The sequence below is a fragment of the Streptomyces sp. NPDC049597 genome (assembly GCF_040675505.1).
Lineage (GTDB): Bacteria > Actinomycetota > Actinomycetes > Streptomycetales > Streptomycetaceae > Streptomyces.
Genome location: NZ_JBFAOY010000008.1, coordinates 173221 through 187538 on the forward strand (window position 1 = coordinate 173221; position 14318 = coordinate 187538).

Below are 14318 nucleotides of genomic sequence, written 5' to 3' on the forward strand. Positions count from 1 at the left end.
CGGCATGTGGTGGGGTGTGGGCGCGGCGCTGCTGGCCAACGTGCTGTACAGCGTGGGGTTCGTGCTGGAGAAACGGGCGCTCGGCGGCCTGCCCGCCCTGTCGGCCCGGCGGCCGGCGCGCGTCGTCGCGGTGCTGGTGGCGAGCCCGTTGTGGATCGCCGGGGCGCTGGCGCTCGCCGCCGGCTTCGTCGCCCAGCTGATCGTCTACCGTGCGCTGCCGATCGCGGCCGCGCAGGGCATCTTCGTCTCCGGTCTCGTCCTGCTCCTGCTGCTGTCCTCCGCCGTGCTCGGAGAACAGCCCTCCGGTCGCGAGCGCTACGCGTTCGGCGCCGTGCTCGTCGCGCTGCTGATGGTCGTCGCCTCGGTCCGCGAGGGCGAGGACGTCGTGGGCACGGGGGCTCCGTGGACCCTGGTGCTCCTCGTATGCGTGCCGGCGCTCGCGGGCGGGGTATGGCTGTACGGACGCGTGGAGGCGCGGGCCAGGAGGCGGCACCGGGTGCCGACGAACGGCATCGGCTACGGGGTGGCCGTCGGGCTGCTGTACGGGGTCAGTTCGCTGGCGATCAAGGGCGCGTCCGGCCGGCTGACGGGCGCCGGCGTCGGCGAGGCGGCGCGGTCGCTGTTCGCCTCCCCGTATCCGTATCTGCTGCTGTTCACGGCCGTCGCCGGTCTCGTCATGTCGCAGGCCGCGCTGCAGCGGTGCAGGGCCTCCCTGATCGTGCCCGTCTGCACGACGGTCACCTGCCTGTTCACGGCGGTGCTGGGGACGCTGACCTTCGGGGAACGTCTGCCGGACGATCCGCTGCTGCTGACCCTGCGGGTGGCGGGCACCGCGCTGGCGCTGTCCGTGCTGCTGGCCATGCCGCGCCACGACCCGCAGACCTGACCCGGCCCGCCGTACCGCCTGTGCCACCTGCACTGCCTGTGCCTCCCACGAGAACGAGGAGCCCGTCCCATGAATCCCGACGACCCGCTGCTGCGCATCCTGGCCTGCCCGCTGGACAAGGGCCCGCTGACGCTGCCTGCCGGTGAGAGCGTGCTGTACAACCCGCGCCTCCATCTGAGTTACCCGATCGTGGACGGCATTCCGCAGCTGCTGCCCTCCTCCGGGGTCAAGGTCTCCGCGGACGACCACGAGCGCTTCGTGCGGGCGGCCACCGGCTGACCGCCCCGGCGGCGGCGCGGCCTCAGGGCCGCCGCCGCCCGCCGACCCGGACCGCGGGGGCCACCCCCGCACCGTGACGCGGAACGGCTGTGCCATACTCAGCGCGCTCATTGCCCGTTCCATGTCACAGGGATCACCGTTGAAGCCCCAGTCCGCCGTCCTCGCCACCGGATCCGTCCGCGGTGCCGGTCGCGGTGAGCGGACGGCCGCGCCAGGAGGGCGCCCCGCCGGGGCTGCCGCCTGCGACCCCCGGGCGGGCAGCGGTACGTGAGCGGCATAGCACTGACGACCCCGTATCTGGACACCGACGCGGACCAGCTCTCCTTCTCGCTGGCCCTGCCCGCGCTCGACGCGCTCGCCGAGCGCGATCTGAAGGTCGGCGGGCTCGACGTCCGGCTCAGACTCCTGGGCGCCTCCCATCAGGTCTTCGCCGGGCCGGTCCGGGAGACCGTGGCCTGTCTGCCCGGCGTCGCGGGAGGTCTGCCCGGGACGGCGGTCCAGGAGTTCGACGACTGGACCTACCGATTCGGCGCGCGCGTCCGGCACTTCACCCCGGCCGGGTTCAGCAACCGGGTGGCATGGATCCGCAGCCGGTCGGACCACAACCCCGAGGCGCTGTACGGGATCTTCCCGGGCTCCCCCGAAGCCGTCACCGCGCTGACCGTCGACCGGCACGCCACCGGACTGAGCTGGCGCACTTGGCACACCTATCCGCAGAGCCGCCAGATCGTGGCGACGCACACCCGGCTGGAGGCCCGATGAAGACCGCCCGACTCATCAGCGTGACGATGCTCGCCACGGTCGCGCTCACCGCCTGTGCCGGTGGGTCCGACGACATCAACGACGTACCGAGGTCGTGGATCCACCAGGAGTACGACGGCATCGGGCCGACGTACACCGACAGTGTCGACACACCGGCGGCGGTCGGGGACGAGATCCACAAGAACACCACGTCGCAGGACCGCGTCGAGGACGACGGCCACGTGTTCCTCCGCTATCGCGACGACATCGTCGCGATCAGCCCCCACCAGGGCGGCAGCATGATCGAGATCGACGACTACCGCGACGGCCACCGCCGCTGGAAGTCCCGCATCGGCAACGTGTGGCCGGACCCGGACAGCGACGCGTTCCGCGGCGGCGGCCCCGGCTCCGGCAAGTAACCGCATCCGGTCCACCCACCCGAACCCACCGACGACGTCCCCGAAAGGCACACCCCGTGGCAGAGATCCTCGAGTCGGCAGGCACCGCCCTGCTCTACGGTCTGGTCGGCTTCATCGTGATGGCGGTCGGCTTCATCGCACTCGACCTCGTGACACCCGGCAAGCTCCTGCACGTGGTCTGGACCGAGCGCAACCGCGGGGCCGCGGTCCTGCTCGCCGGCCAGACGATCGCCATCGGCCTCGTCATCGACCAGTCCATCAGGGCGAGCGAGTCCGAACTGGGCCTCGGCCTCGGCCTCTTCAGCACCCTGCTGTACGGCCTCGCGGGTGTCGCCGTGATGACGTTCATCTCCTGCGTCGTGGGTCTGCTGACCCCGGGCCGCCTCGGTCATGCCGTGCTCGACGACAACGGGGACCGCCCCCACCCCGCAGCCTGGGTGCAGGCCGCGATGTACATCGGCACGGCCTTCATGGTCGGCGCCGCCGTCTCGTAACCTCGCATGGGCACCACCATGCTCGACCGCACCACCCCGGTCCCCGCCCGCCCGCCCGCGACCCGCTCGCGGGGGGCGCGCTTCCTGCTGCTGTTCTCGGTGTTCCTCTGCGCGGCCTGCGGCCTCGTCTACGAACTGGCGCTCACCGCGCTGGGCAGCTACCTCATCGGCAACTCCGTGATGCAGACCTCCGTGGTCATCTCGGTCATGGTGTTCGCCATGGGGATCGGGTCGCTGGCGGCCAAGCCGCTCCAGCGGCGCGCGGTCGGCGCGTTCGCCCTCGTCGAGGGCCTGCTCGCGCTCGCCGGCGGGCTGTCGGTGCTCGTCCTGTACGTGTCGTTCGCCTGGCTGCGCATCTACATGCCGTCCATGGTGGTGGTGTCCTTCGTCGTCGGCCTGCTCATCGGTGCCGAGATACCGCTGCTGATGACCCTGCTTCAGCGGATCAGGCGTCAGGAGGCCGGCAGCGCCGTCGCCGACATGTTCGCCGTGGACTACATCGGCGCCCTGGTCGGCGGTCTGTGCTTCCCGCTGCTGCTCCTCCCGGCCTTCGGCCAGCTCAAGGGCGCCCTGGTGGTGGGCGCCGTCAACGCGGTCGCGGGCGTCCTCGTCGTCCTGTGGATCTTCCGCCGCCAGACCCGCCGGTTCGTGCGCGTCGCGCTGCTGGCCGGCATGGCCGCCGTCCTGGCCGTACTCGGCACCGTGTACGCGCTGGCGGACGACATCGAGGTCACCGCGCGGCAGCAGCTCTACCGCGACCCGATCATCCACGCCGAGACCACGCCGTACCAGGACATCGTGGTCACCCGGTCCACCGCGTTCACCGGGGAGCCGGACACCCGGCTGTTCCTCAACGGCGACCTCCAGTTCTCGTCCGTCGACGAGTACCGCTACCACGAGGCCCTCGTCCACCCCGCCCTGTCCGCGAAGCGGTCCTCCGTGCTGATCCTGGGCGGAGGCGACGCCCTGGCCCTGCGGGAGGTCCTGCGCTACGACGACGTCGAGACGGTCACGCTGGTCGACCTCGATCCGGCGATGACGCGGCTCGCCCGCACCTTCGCACCGCTGCGCGAACTCAACGGCCGGGCGCTCGACGACCCGAGGGTCACGGCCGTCAACGCCGACGCCTTCAACTGGCTGCGCGACGCGGGCCGGCGCTACGACACGGTCGTCATCGACTTCCCCGACCCGGACAACGCGGCGCTCGCCAAGCTCTACTCCGTCGAGTTCTACCACCTGCTGCGCCACGTCCTGAAGCCGGACAGCCAGGTCATGGTGCAGGGCGGCTCCCCCTTCTTCGCACCCAAGTCGTACTGGTCCATCGCCGCGACGATCGGCGAGGCCGGCTACCGCACCACCGAGTACCAGGTGGACGTCCCCAGCTTCGGCAACTGGGGCTTCGTCCTGGCGACGCCCGGCAGGGCCGGGCCGCCGCCGGCCCTGCGCCTGGCCGAGGACGCCCCGCCGCTGCGCTTCCTGGACGACGCCGTCCTCGAGGCGGCCACCGTCTTCCCCGTGGACCGCCGCCCGCAGAACGTACGGGCCAGCACGCTGATGGACCCCGTGATCCTGGAGTACACCAGCAGCGAGTGGCAGAACTACTGACCCGGCGCGTCGCCCGCCCGCCCCCGCACCCTCACCCGACACGCCTCCACCCGTGGCCCCTTGAGACCCGTCCGGCGCAAAGTCCCGCCCGTGACCTTCTGTTGCGCTGCCGACTCTCGTAACGTCAGCACGGCCTGAGATGGCCATGACGAAGAAGAGGGTGCCCATGCACAAGCGTCTCCTTCAGCTGGTCTTAGCTCTTGCGGCGGGCCTCGCGGTGATCGCGGCGCCGGCCGCCGCCGCACCACCGGGTCCGCCCGACGTGTACCGCCCGGTCCGCGGGCCCGCCGCACCGGCCGAGTACCGGTACCTGCAGAAGACACTGCCCGGACAGCCGATCCCGCGCCACGCCCACGCGGACGCCGCCGCGCAGGCACGCCGGCTGCCCACGGTCGGGGGACGCTGGAAGGCGGTCGGCCCCACGAACATCGGCGGGCGGATCGTCTCGCTCGCGCTCGACCCGCGTCGGGCCGACACCGTGTACGCCGCCGCCGCGAGCGGAGGGATCTGGCGCAGCACGGACGCCGGGCAGACCTTCGAGTCCGCCTGGCCGGACGACATGACACAGGCCATGGGAGCGGTCGCCACGGCCCCGGACGGGACCCTGTACGCGGGGACCGGCGAGCCCAACCCCGGTGGCGGCAGCATCACGTACGAGGGCACCGGCCTGTACCGCAGCAGCGACGGCGGCGGGCACTGGCAGCCGATCGGACTGCGCGACTCCGGCGCGATCAGCGCGATCACCGTGGACCCCGCCAATCCGCGGCGCGTCTATGTGGCCGCGGCCGGTTCGCTCTACAACAGCGGCGGCGACCGTGGGGTGTACCGCTCGGAGGACGGCGGGGACACGTGGGGGCGGATTCTCGCGGGAGCCAATCAGTTCACCGGCGCCACCGAGGTGTTCGTCCGGGGCTCGACGCTGTACGCCGTGATGTGGGACCACCGCCGCACGCCGGAACTGCGCACCTACGGCGGCGTGGGCTCCGGCATCTTCCGCAGCACCGACGACGGAAGGACCTGGCAGCGCCTCGGCGGCGGCCTGCCCGCACCGGGCCCCGAAGTGGGCCGGATCGGACTCGCCGTCGCGGGCGAGCGGCTGTACGCCATCGTCAACCGGACCAGCGGCCCCTTCGAGGGCTTCTACACCTCCACCGACGGAGGCGACACCTGGAGCCGGACCCCTGCGGACCAGAACCTCGCGCAGTCGCAGTCGTCCTTCGGATGGTGGTTCGGGAAGATCTGGGCCGACCCGAAGGACGCGCGCCACGTGCACGTCGCCGGCGTACCGCTGATGACCACCAAGGACGCCGGCGCCACCTGGACGTACGACGACACCAGCATCCATGTCGACCACCACGCGATGGTCTGGGACCCGCGCAGGCCTGGCCGGGTCTACCTGGGCAACGACGGCGGGGTCTACCGCTCGGACGCGAACGGGGACGGCGGCTGGGTCAAGGCCCGCCACGAGCCGTACACCCAGCTCTACAGCGCGGCGATCAGCCCGCAGGACACCTCGCGCATCTCCGGCGGATCGCAGGACAACGGCTCGCTGCGCTCCTGGGGAGGGGACGCCTTCAACGAGTACCTCGGCGGGGACGGCGAGGAGAACGTCATCGACCCGACCGACGTGAACACGGTGTACGCCTGCTACCAGTACGGCAACTGCTTCCGGTCCACCGACGGCGGCGACACCCTGACGTACTTCGCCGACCGCACGGCCTTCAAGCGGCGCAACTGGTTCACGCCCGTCGTCCTGGACCCGCGGAACCCGAAGATCGTGTACTACGGCGCCGAGGTGCTCAACCGCTCCACGGACGGCGGCGCGACCTGGAAGGCCATCAGCCCGGACCTGTCCGGCGGCCCCGGGCCCGACCCGATCTACACCAATTACGGGACGATCACCTCGATCGCACCGGCCGGTGACGGCCGGACCGTCTACGCCGGCACCGACGACGGCCGGGTCTGGGTCACCAGGAACCTGGGTGCCACCTGGACGAAGCTTGCGGAGGGGCTGCCCTGGGTGACCCGCGTCGTCGTCGACCCCGCCGACCCCGACCGGGTCTACACCACGCACTCCGCCTACCGCTCGGGCTCCGGACTCGCCCACGTGTACGGCAGCACGGACGGCGGCAGGAACTGGAAGGACCTGTCCGGGAACCTGCCGGACGCACCCGTCAACGATCTGGTCGTCGGGCGCGGCAAGGTGCTGTACATCGGCACCGACCAGGGTGTCTTCACGTCGCCGTCGGGCGGGCGGCAGTGGTACCGCCTGGGCCGGGGCATGCCCGCGGTCCCGGTGGACGACATCGAGTACGACGCCGGCCACCACCGCATGGTGGCGGCCACGTTCGGCCGGGGCTTCTACGAGCTCACCACCGGCTGACCGCTGTACGCACCCGGGGCCCGGCCGCGCGGCGGCCGGGCCCCGGGACGTCCGCGGGCAGCAGCCGGGCGGTCAGAGCTTGTGCATGCCCTTGTAGGGGCTGACGATGCGGGTCTGGCAGGCACCGAAGTCGACGAGGAAGGCACCAGCGGCCTCCTGACCGACGATCTTTCCGAGGCCGTGCCGGTCGTGGGAGACGCGGTCTCCGAGGGCGAAGTCCTTGATCACCGGATCGGTGGGGGCTGCGAAGGGGCTGGTGGGCAGATGGCGCCGGGGCGCGGATCTATTCGTCATCGTGGAGCCAGTATGCCCCGCCGAGCGGGTCACGGGCCCTCTCCGGCCGGCCTCGGTCGACGTCGGTCGCCCGTCCGCCAAGGAGCCGCTGGCTCTGGGCGGACCTGTTCCGGTCCCGAACGAAGGCGCGGGAGAACCAACCCTCCCCGACCCGTGTCGTGGTCTACGGCGCATCAGTCACCTCCGACTGGTCGAGTGGGACGGAGAACCGCCTCACGTCCGTCACCACACCCCACAGGACCCGGTGGAGGTACCGCTACGACCCGCTCGGCCGCCGCACCGCGGAACAGCGTCTGGCGGCCGCTCACGAGGACATCGTGCAGGTCCCGCCAACGAGGACACATGGCACCGGCGAAGCAGATCGGATGAGGCAGGAGTGACCATGAAGCTGACGTTCGGTGACGGCTGGTGCGCGAGCGCGACGGACGATCCGCTGCCCATCACGCCACGCTTCGATTTTTGGGACTTCCGTGTGCGCGTCGCGACGTACGCGGACGTCGAGGAACGCGGGCGGTTCCTCCTGGGCACCTTCGGCAGTCAGCCGTGGCTGTGGGACACGCCTGACGAGCTCCGGTTCGATCGGACGAGCCGGGACCTGGTCGGCGCCGAGTTCCAGATCGCCGGTGAGGCCGCCGATGCCGAGGACTCCGCGCGCCTCCCCGCCGCACCCCCCGTCCGCCCGGGCGGCCTCCGCGCCGACGAGGCCCGGTACTTCCGCCTGGAGGGTGACCACGGAGCTCTGCCGTGCCCCCGGAGACACTGTGCTCACCTGCCTGCGCGACCTCGACGTCCTCGACGAGCCCCTGGAAGCCCGCATCGGCATCGCCCCCGACGTGGCGCTCCTCGTCCAGCACGGCACCGTCGTCGGCTGGAGCCTGACCGACCCGGCCCGGTAGGTGACCAGCGGGTTCGCCGCCCCTGACCCCAATCCGTCCTCCCCAGCCACCCGTCGCCTGCTCACGGAATGCCTGGATCTGGTCACCACGCCGCTGCTCGACGCGGTGAGGCGCCGGGACCCGGCCGCCCTGGCCGGTCTCCGAACGCTCGGCCACAAGCTGCGGAACCAGCGCGAGGACCGGAACCGGACCGGGGCCCTGCTCACGCTCATCGGCGACCTGGTCGAGCACTACGCCGGCCGGCCCACCGAGCAGAAGCCGTGAACCTCCGGCCGCGGACGCGCAGACGGCCTCGGCGTAGGCTTCGCGCAGTATGAACGCGGCGCGGGGGGCGGAGCAGATGACAGCTGAGCCGGCACACAGGTGGGGATCGACCCTCGATGCGGTCGTGGTGTACGCGCAGGGCGCGGTCTGCCGCCGCCTGGCCCGGGGCACCGTGCCGCCCGACGGCCGGGTGCGGGTGACGGGGCTGCCCCGCTCGCTGGACGCGGACTCGCTGCGGGCCCGGGTCCTGGGCGCCCCCGGGCTGCGTGTCACCGAGGCACGGGTGGACGTCGAGGCCGAGCCGCTCGGCACCGGTACGTCCGAAACGTTGCGGCGCGAGGTCGAGCGGCTGAGCGACGAGTGCGCGGCGGCGCAGGCTCGCCGGGACCGACAGCTGAGCCTGATCGAGGAAGTCGGGGCTCTCCGCCCGGTCCCGCCTGCCCGCAGGCGCGAGGAGCCGCACCGCCGCACGCCGGTCGACGCGTGGCTGGAACTCGCCGACTTCGTCGACGAGCGGCTGACGGGTCTGCACACCCGCCTCGTCGAACTGGAGGAGGCGCTGCGCACCGTCGAACACGAGCTCACCGTCGCCGCCGACCGGCTCGTCCGGGCCTCCACCGACGCACCGTCAGCACATGGGGAAACCACGGTCTGCGCGGTCCTCACTCTCGACGGCACCGGTGCCGGTGCAGGTGACGGCTCCGGTGACGCGGAGGTGGAGCTGGAGTTGGAGTACGGAGTGCCGGGTGCCGTCTGGGCGCCGACCTACCGTCTCACTCACCGTCAGGGCGACGAAAGCGGCCGTCTGCTGCTCCGTGCCTCGGTCGCCCAGCGGACCGGCGAGGACTGGACCGGCGTGCGCATCGCGCTGGCCACCGCAGACCTCCGGCGCCGCACCGACCTGCCGAGGCTCCGCTCGGTCCGGATCGGGCGCCGTCAGCCCGCCCCCGCGCCGTCCGGCTGGCGCGAGCCACCCGCCGGGCTCGCCGGCCTGTTCTCCGGCTACGACGCGGCAGGCCCGCGCCCCGCCGCCACGACCGCCGCGCCGGTGGCGGTCGCCGCGTCCGGGCCCGTTCCGGCATCGCAGGCCCTGCCGCCACCCCCGGTACCGGCCGCCGCGCCGCCGGCCTACGGCGCGCCGCCCCCGGGGCTCGCCGCGCCCGGGGGCGCGTACGGCGGCCCCCCGGAGGTCTTCCGCGGCGCGGCACCCGAGCACGACACGCGGGGGGCCCGGTCGCGGCCCGGTGGGAGGCCGGGGGCCGGGGGCGGGCCCTTTGCGGCCCCCGCCGCCACGGCACCGGCCGGACCCGCGGCTCCCGGCACGGCGGGGCCGCCGCCTCCGCCACCGGCTGTCGGTCCGCCGCGGCCGGACGGCGCCGAGCTCGACTACGCCGGCCTCGTCCTGTGCGGCCCCGAGGAGGAAGGCGGCCGCCGGGGCCGGCTGTTCCCCGGCTCGCCCATCGATCCGGTGGCGACCGAGTACCGCCGCCGCGCCGAGTCGGTGGCCGCGCTGCCGCTGCCGGAACACGCCGTGCGCCCCCGCGAGTCGGCGGGCTCCTTCGACCACCGCTTCGACGCCGCCGCCCGCGTCGACATTCCGTCGGACGGCACCTGGCACACCGTCACCGTCGGCGAGATCCCGGTCGGACTGCGCACCGAGTACCTCTGCGTGCCGTCCGTGGAGCAGACCGCGTACGCGACGTCGGTGCTGTCCAACGCCACGGACCAGGCACTGCTGGCCGGCCCGGTGGAGGTCACCGTCGACGACGACTTCCTGCTGACCGCCGCGCTGCCCACGCTCGCCCCCGGCGAGGTCCGCCGGGTCGGGCTCGGGCCGGCCGAGGGCATCCGCGTCACCCGCCGTACGAACCTGTACGAGTCGACCGCGGGCCTGCGCAACAACACCACCGTGCTCGACCACCGCGTCCATGTGGAGCTGGCCAACCGGCTCGCGAGGCCCGTCACCGTCGAGGTCCGTGAGCGCGTGCCGGTCACCTCCGATCCGGACGTGCGCATCGAGGAACGGGCCGACTGGACGGCGCCCGAGGAAGGCACGGGGCCCGAGCGTCATGCGCCGGGCACGCGCGTCTGGCGGCTGGAGCTGCCCGCAGGCGCCACCGCCGCCCTCGACGGCGGCTACGAGATCCGCATTCCGACCGGCAAGGCCCTGGTCGGCGGCAACCGCAGGAGCTGACACCTCTGATGTCCACGGCACCCCAGCCCACGGCGCCCCCGCCCGCGGCACCGCAGACCGCGGCACCGCAGCCGATCCCCCTCCCCGTCACCGCCGTCACGTGCCTCGAGGACCGCGCCCACATCGAACGCGCCGTCGTGCTCGATCTGGAGAGCGGGGTCCAGCGGCTGCGTCTGGGGCCGGTCACCGCGCTGGCCGTCGACCGGACGCTGCACACCGAGCTGACCGCCGATCACCCCGCCACCGTGCTCGACGCCCGGATCGTCCGCGGCTGGACGCCGCGCGGTCCGCTGCCGCCCAGCGACGACGAGTCCGCCCTGCGCCGCCGCGTACACGCCCTCGAGGAGGAGCGGCGGGCCCTGGGGCAGCGACGCGACCGGCTGCGGGCACGCCTCGACCTGCTCAGCCGCCTCGCCGCCGATCTCCTGCGCGAGATCGGCGAGGGTGCCGGCTACGGGGAGAGCGAACGGCCCCGCTGGGCCCGTGAACTGGACCGGGTCGACCACGAGCGCGACATCTGTGGCGAGCAACTCCGCGCTGCGCAAGCGCGCTTGGCCGCCCTGACCGCCGAACTCGGGGAAGCCCAGCGGACCGTGCACCTCTCCGAGCAGGAGCCCGCCGAGCTGGTCGCCCACATCGAGCTGACCGTGGAGGCCGCTGCCGCCGGGCCGGTCGGGCTGCGCCTGAGCCACCTCACCCCCTGCGCACTGTGGCGGCCCGCCTACCGGGCCGTGCTCGACGGGGAGTCCCTGACGCTGGAGACCGACGCGATGGTCTGGCAGCGCACCGGCGAGGACTGGTCGGACGTACGGCTGACGCTGTCGACGGCACGGTCGGCGGCGGCCGGCGATCCGCCGCGGCTGGACGAGGACCGGCTGACGCTCAAGGAGCGCACGGCCGCGGAGCGTCGCACCGTCGACGTCGAGCTGCGCGAGGAAGAGATCGGGGACCTCGGCCCCGCCTCCGTGGTCGGCCTGCCGGGGGTGGACGACGGCGGCGAGACGCGGGTGCTGAGCTCCCCCGCGCGGGTCTCGGTGCCCGGAGACGGCCGCGCCCACCGGGTGCCGCTCTCCGCGTTCACCACACCGGCGCGCAGCGAGTACGCCTGCTCACCCGAGTTGTCCCCCCTGGTCACGCGGGTGGTGCGGTTCGACAACCTGTCCGGCCACGCGCTGCTCGCCGGTCCCGTGGATCTGGTCCGCGGCAGCGGCTTCAGCGGCCGCGGCACGCTGGACTTCACCGCCCCCGGCGCCGCCGTCGAGCTCGCCTTCGGCAGCTGCGACGACTACCGGGTGGTCCGGCACGCCGAGGAGTCCCGCGACACCGCCGGAATCACCCAGCGGACCGTGGTCACCCACACGGTCCGGCTGCACCTGTCCCGGTTCTCCGCCCCCGGGGAGCGCGACGAGCGGGTGGTCGTGCTCCGGGAGCGGATCCCGGTCTCCGAGGTCTCGGCGGTGGAGATACGCCTGCGCAAGGAATCGTGCTCCCCGGCGCCCGACGCGGTCGACGCCGAGGGCATCGCCCGCTGGGACGTCGCCCTCCCTCCCGGCGGCCGCCGCACGGTCACCCTGGTCTACGAGCTGTCGGCGAGCGCCAAGGTCACCGGGCTCTGAGCCCGGTGAGTCGACTGGCGGGTTCGTGAGCGGAAGGTGCGGCGGTAGGTGTCCGGCGGCACGCCGAGAGTGCGGTTGAAGTGACGGCGCAGCGTCGTGGCGGTGCCCATGCCGGTGGCCGCCGCGACGGCGTCGATGCTGTCGTCGGTTTTCTCCAGCAGTTCCTGGGCGTGACGGATCCGTTGGGCCAGGAGCCACTGCAGCGGGGTGGTGCCCGTTGCCGCGCGGAAGTGGCGGCCCAGGTGGCGTGAGCTCATCCGGGCCTGGCGGGCCAGGTCCTCCACGGTCAGCGGCTGGTCGAGCCGCTCGATGATCCAGGGGAACAGGGCGGTGAGCGGTTGGTCGTCCTGGGCGGGCACGGGGGCCGTGACGAACTGGGCCTGGCCGCCGGACCGGTGCGGTGGGACGACGAGCCGGCGGGCGACGGCGTTGGCGATCGACGAGCCGTGGTCGAGGCGGACCAGATGAAGGCACAGGTCCAGCGCGGCGGCCTTGCCGGCGGAGGTGAGCACACTGCCGTTGTCCACGTAGAGCACGTCCGGGTCGACCTCCACCTCGGGGTGGCGGGAGGCCAGGACGTCGGTGTGCGCCCAGTGCGTGGTGGCGCGCTTTCCGTTCAGCAGACCGGCGGCGGCCAGCACGAACGCGCCGGTGCACAGGGAGGCGACGCGGGCGCCCGCGTCATGGGCCGCGCGCACTGCGTCGATCAGTTCGGCGGGCGGGTCCACGTCGACGTCGGCCCAGCCGGGGACGATCACGGTGTCGGCGTCCTGGAGCCGGTTGAGACCGTGCTCGGGCTCCAGGTGGAACCGGCCGAAGGGCACGGTGCCCGGCCCGCAGACGGAAAGGTCGTACCAGGGGACGGTGACCGCGGCCGGGGCGGAGCCGAAGACCTCGTGGGCCACGGACAGTTCGAAGTGGAGCATTCCGTCGGTGACGGCCAGCGCGACAGTTGCCATGTCCGAAAGTGTACGGGGCATGTCGTTCCAGACACTGACGGCTGAGTGCTCAACCACGTGAGGATGGCCGCAGTTGATCGGTCGAAGCACAGGAGAGACGTCATGGCAGTGCGGCATACGGTGACGGTGTACGGCGCATACGGGCACACCGGCCGGTTCGTGGTGGCACATCTGCGAGAGCGCGGATTCGTCCCGGTCCTGGCCGGGCGCGACACCGACAAGCTGAACGCGCTGGCGGACGAGCACCCCGGACTCGACGTCCGTCCCGCATCCGTCGACGACCCGGGCTCGCTCGACCACGCGCTGGCCGGCGCGGCAGCCGTCATCAACTGCGCGGGTCCCTTCGCCACGACGGCCGCCCCCGTGATCGAAGCGGCCCTGCGCGCCGGGATTCCCTACGTGGACGTGGCGGCCGAGATCGAGGCCAACGCCGACACGTTCGCGTACTTCGCGGACCGTGCCCGCGACGCGGGCGCGGTGATCGTCCCTGCGATGGCCTTCTACGGCGGCCTCGGCGACCTGCTGGCCACCGCCGCGATGGGCGACTGGACCGAGGCCGACGAGGCACACATCGCGTACGGCCTGAACAGCTGGGAGCCCACGGACGGGACACGCGCCGCAGGCAAGGTCTCCGCCGAGCGGCGAAACGGCCGCCGCGTCCGCTTCACGGGCGGGCAGTTGGAGTACCACGACGACGACCTGCCCACCCTGAAGTGGTCCTTCCCCGACCCGATGGGCCCCCGCGCCGTCATCGGCGAGTTCACGATGGCCGACGTCGTCACCATCCCCAGCCACCTGCCCGTCCCCGAGGTACGCACCTACATGACGACCGAGGCGGCCGGCGGCCTGGCGGACCCGGACACGCCGGCCCCCACCGCGGTCGACGAACACGGGCGGTCCGCACAGACGTTCCTCGTCGACGTCGTCGTACGCTCCGGCACCACCGAACGGCGCGCCGTGGCCGGCGGCCAGGACATCTACGCCGTCACGGCACCGCTCGCCGTGGAAGCGGTCGACCGCATCCTCACCGGACGGACCAGGACGGTCGGCGTCGCCTCCGCCGGCGAGATCTTCGACGCACCCGACTTCCTCCGCGCCTTGTCCCCGCACATCACCCTGGAACTGCGCCCGTGACGAGCGGGCCGGCCGCCCCAGGCCGTCCCGCGGCGGGCCGGCCTCGCAGATCCCTCCGCTCCGTGACGGCAGGCCGGCCGCTCGCCGAGGTCCGTACCGGCACCGAACACAGGGGCCCTGCCGGATCACCCGGCAGGGCCCCTGTGCGTGTCCG

14 protein-coding genes and 1 pseudogene are annotated in these 14318 nt (G+C 73.0%); 13 read left to right on the forward strand and 2 right to left on the reverse strand.

Going from position 1 to position 14318, the window contains the following annotated elements; all coding sequences use genetic code 11:
- Positions 1-4 precede the first annotated feature (4 nt).
- The 7 genes from AB0K02_RS12490 (at position 5) to AB0K02_RS12520 (ending at position 6807) form a co-directional block, all read left to right on the forward strand.
- Positions 5-886, forward strand: coding sequence for a hypothetical protein (locus AB0K02_RS12490; protein ID WP_365992347.1), 882 nt, complete (start codon positions 5-7; stop codon positions 884-886).
- A gap of 69 nt (positions 887-955) precedes the next feature.
- Positions 956-1165 carry a Trm112 family protein gene (locus AB0K02_RS12495; protein WP_365992348.1) on the forward strand — a complete coding sequence of 70 codons (210 nt, stop codon included), beginning with the start codon at positions 956-958 and terminating at the stop codon, positions 1163-1165.
- 267 nt (positions 1166-1432) lie between these two features.
- Positions 1433-1927 carry a DUF2617 family protein gene (locus AB0K02_RS12500; RefSeq protein WP_365992349.1) on the forward strand — a complete coding sequence of 165 codons (495 nt, stop codon included), beginning with the start codon at positions 1433-1435 and terminating at the stop codon, positions 1925-1927.
- Positions 1924-2325: a DUF4247 domain-containing protein gene (locus tag AB0K02_RS12505; protein ID WP_365992350.1), complete on the forward strand. Its 402-nt coding sequence runs from the start codon at positions 1924-1926 to the stop codon at positions 2323-2325. Before AB0K02_RS12500 ends, AB0K02_RS12505 begins: the two co-directional genes overlap by 4 nt.
- 56 nt (positions 2326-2381) lie before the next feature.
- Complete coding sequence (locus AB0K02_RS12510) at positions 2382-2819, forward strand: DUF350 domain-containing protein (RefSeq protein ID WP_177148190.1); 438 nt, start codon at positions 2382-2384, stop codon at positions 2817-2819.
- Between the two features lie 6 nt (positions 2820-2825).
- Entirely contained in the window at positions 2826-4424 is a 1599-nt protein-coding gene (locus tag AB0K02_RS12515) for a polyamine aminopropyltransferase (RefSeq protein ID WP_365992351.1), read from the forward strand.
- A gap of 166 nt (positions 4425-4590) precedes the next feature.
- Positions 4591-6807, forward strand: coding sequence for a glycosyl hydrolase (locus AB0K02_RS12520; protein WP_365992352.1), 2217 nt, complete (start codon positions 4591-4593; stop codon positions 6805-6807).
- Between the two features lie 72 nt (positions 6808-6879).
- On the opposite strand, the gene AB0K02_RS12525 is transcribed toward AB0K02_RS12520, so the two are convergent.
- The gene (locus tag AB0K02_RS12525) at positions 6880-7101 is read right to left on the reverse strand and encodes a hypothetical protein (RefSeq protein ID WP_177148189.1); all 222 of its coding nucleotides are present in this window, start codon (positions 7099-7101) and stop codon (positions 6880-6882) included.
- A 203-nt stretch (positions 7102-7304) separates the two neighbouring features.
- Here AB0K02_RS12525 and AB0K02_RS12530 point away from each other — a divergent pair.
- The 5 genes and pseudogenes from AB0K02_RS12530 to AB0K02_RS12550 form a co-directional block, all read left to right on the forward strand.
- Positions 7305-7400, forward strand: a pseudogene (locus AB0K02_RS12530) (RHS repeat domain-containing protein); the annotation flags it as partial.
- 426 nt (positions 7401-7826) lie between these two features.
- On the forward strand, positions 7827-7997 hold the full coding sequence (locus AB0K02_RS12535) for a hypothetical protein (protein WP_365992353.1): 171 nt from the start codon (positions 7827-7829) through the stop codon (positions 7995-7997).
- On the forward strand, positions 7998-8261 hold the full coding sequence (locus tag AB0K02_RS12540) for a hypothetical protein (RefSeq protein WP_365992354.1): 264 nt from the start codon (positions 7998-8000) through the stop codon (positions 8259-8261).
- 76 nt (positions 8262-8337) lie between these two features.
- Positions 8338-10455: a DUF4139 domain-containing protein gene (locus AB0K02_RS12545; protein ID WP_365992355.1), complete on the forward strand. Its 2118-nt coding sequence runs from the start codon at positions 8338-8340 to the stop codon at positions 10453-10455.
- Positions 10456-10463: 8 nt separating this feature from the next.
- A complete protein-coding gene (locus AB0K02_RS12550) occupies positions 10464-12071 on the forward strand; it encodes a DUF4139 domain-containing protein (RefSeq protein ID WP_365992356.1) in 1608 nt (535 codons plus the stop codon).
- On the opposite strand, the gene AB0K02_RS12555 is transcribed toward AB0K02_RS12550, so the two are convergent.
- The gene (locus AB0K02_RS12555; protein ID WP_365992358.1) at positions 12032-13030 is read right to left on the reverse strand and encodes a helix-turn-helix domain-containing protein; all 999 of its coding nucleotides are present in this window, start codon (positions 13028-13030) and stop codon (positions 12032-12034) included. The two genes, AB0K02_RS12550 and AB0K02_RS12555, sit on opposite strands and share 40 nt — an antisense overlap.
- 102 nt (positions 13031-13132) lie before the next feature.
- Between AB0K02_RS12555 and AB0K02_RS12560 the strand changes: the two genes are divergently transcribed.
- Positions 13133-14164, forward strand: coding sequence for a saccharopine dehydrogenase NADP-binding domain-containing protein (locus AB0K02_RS12560; RefSeq protein ID WP_365992359.1), 1032 nt, complete (start codon positions 13133-13135; stop codon positions 14162-14164).
- The last annotated feature ends 154 nt before the right edge of the window (positions 14165-14318 follow it).

Coding starts and splice junctions, on each gene's coding strand:
- AB0K02_RS12490 (WP_365992347.1), top strand. CDS start 5: ATGTGGTGGGGTGTGGGCGCGGCGCTGCTGGCCAACGTGCTGTACAGC.
- AB0K02_RS12495 (WP_365992348.1), top strand. CDS start 956: ATGAATCCCGACGACCCGCTGCTGCGCATCCTGGCCTGCCCGCTGGAC.
- AB0K02_RS12505 (WP_365992350.1), top strand. CDS start 1,924: ATGAAGACCGCCCGACTCATCAGCGTGACGATGCTCGCCACGGTCGCG.
- AB0K02_RS12515 (WP_365992351.1), top strand. CDS start 2,826: ATGGGCACCACCATGCTCGACCGCACCACCCCGGTCCCCGCCCGCCCG.
- AB0K02_RS12520 (WP_365992352.1), top strand. CDS start 4,591: ATGCACAAGCGTCTCCTTCAGCTGGTCTTAGCTCTTGCGGCGGGCCTC.
- AB0K02_RS12525 (WP_177148189.1), bottom strand. CDS start 7,101: ATGACGAATAGATCCGCGCCCCGGCGCCATCTGCCCACCAGCCCCTTC.
- AB0K02_RS12545 (WP_365992355.1), top strand. CDS start 8,338: ATGACAGCTGAGCCGGCACACAGGTGGGGATCGACCCTCGATGCGGTC.
- AB0K02_RS12550 (WP_365992356.1), top strand. CDS start 10,464: ATGTCCACGGCACCCCAGCCCACGGCGCCCCCGCCCGCGGCACCGCAG.
- AB0K02_RS12555 (WP_365992358.1), bottom strand. CDS start 13,030: ATGGCAACTGTCGCGCTGGCCGTCACCGACGGAATGCTCCACTTCGAA.
- AB0K02_RS12560 (WP_365992359.1), top strand. CDS start 13,133: ATGGCAGTGCGGCATACGGTGACGGTGTACGGCGCATACGGGCACACC.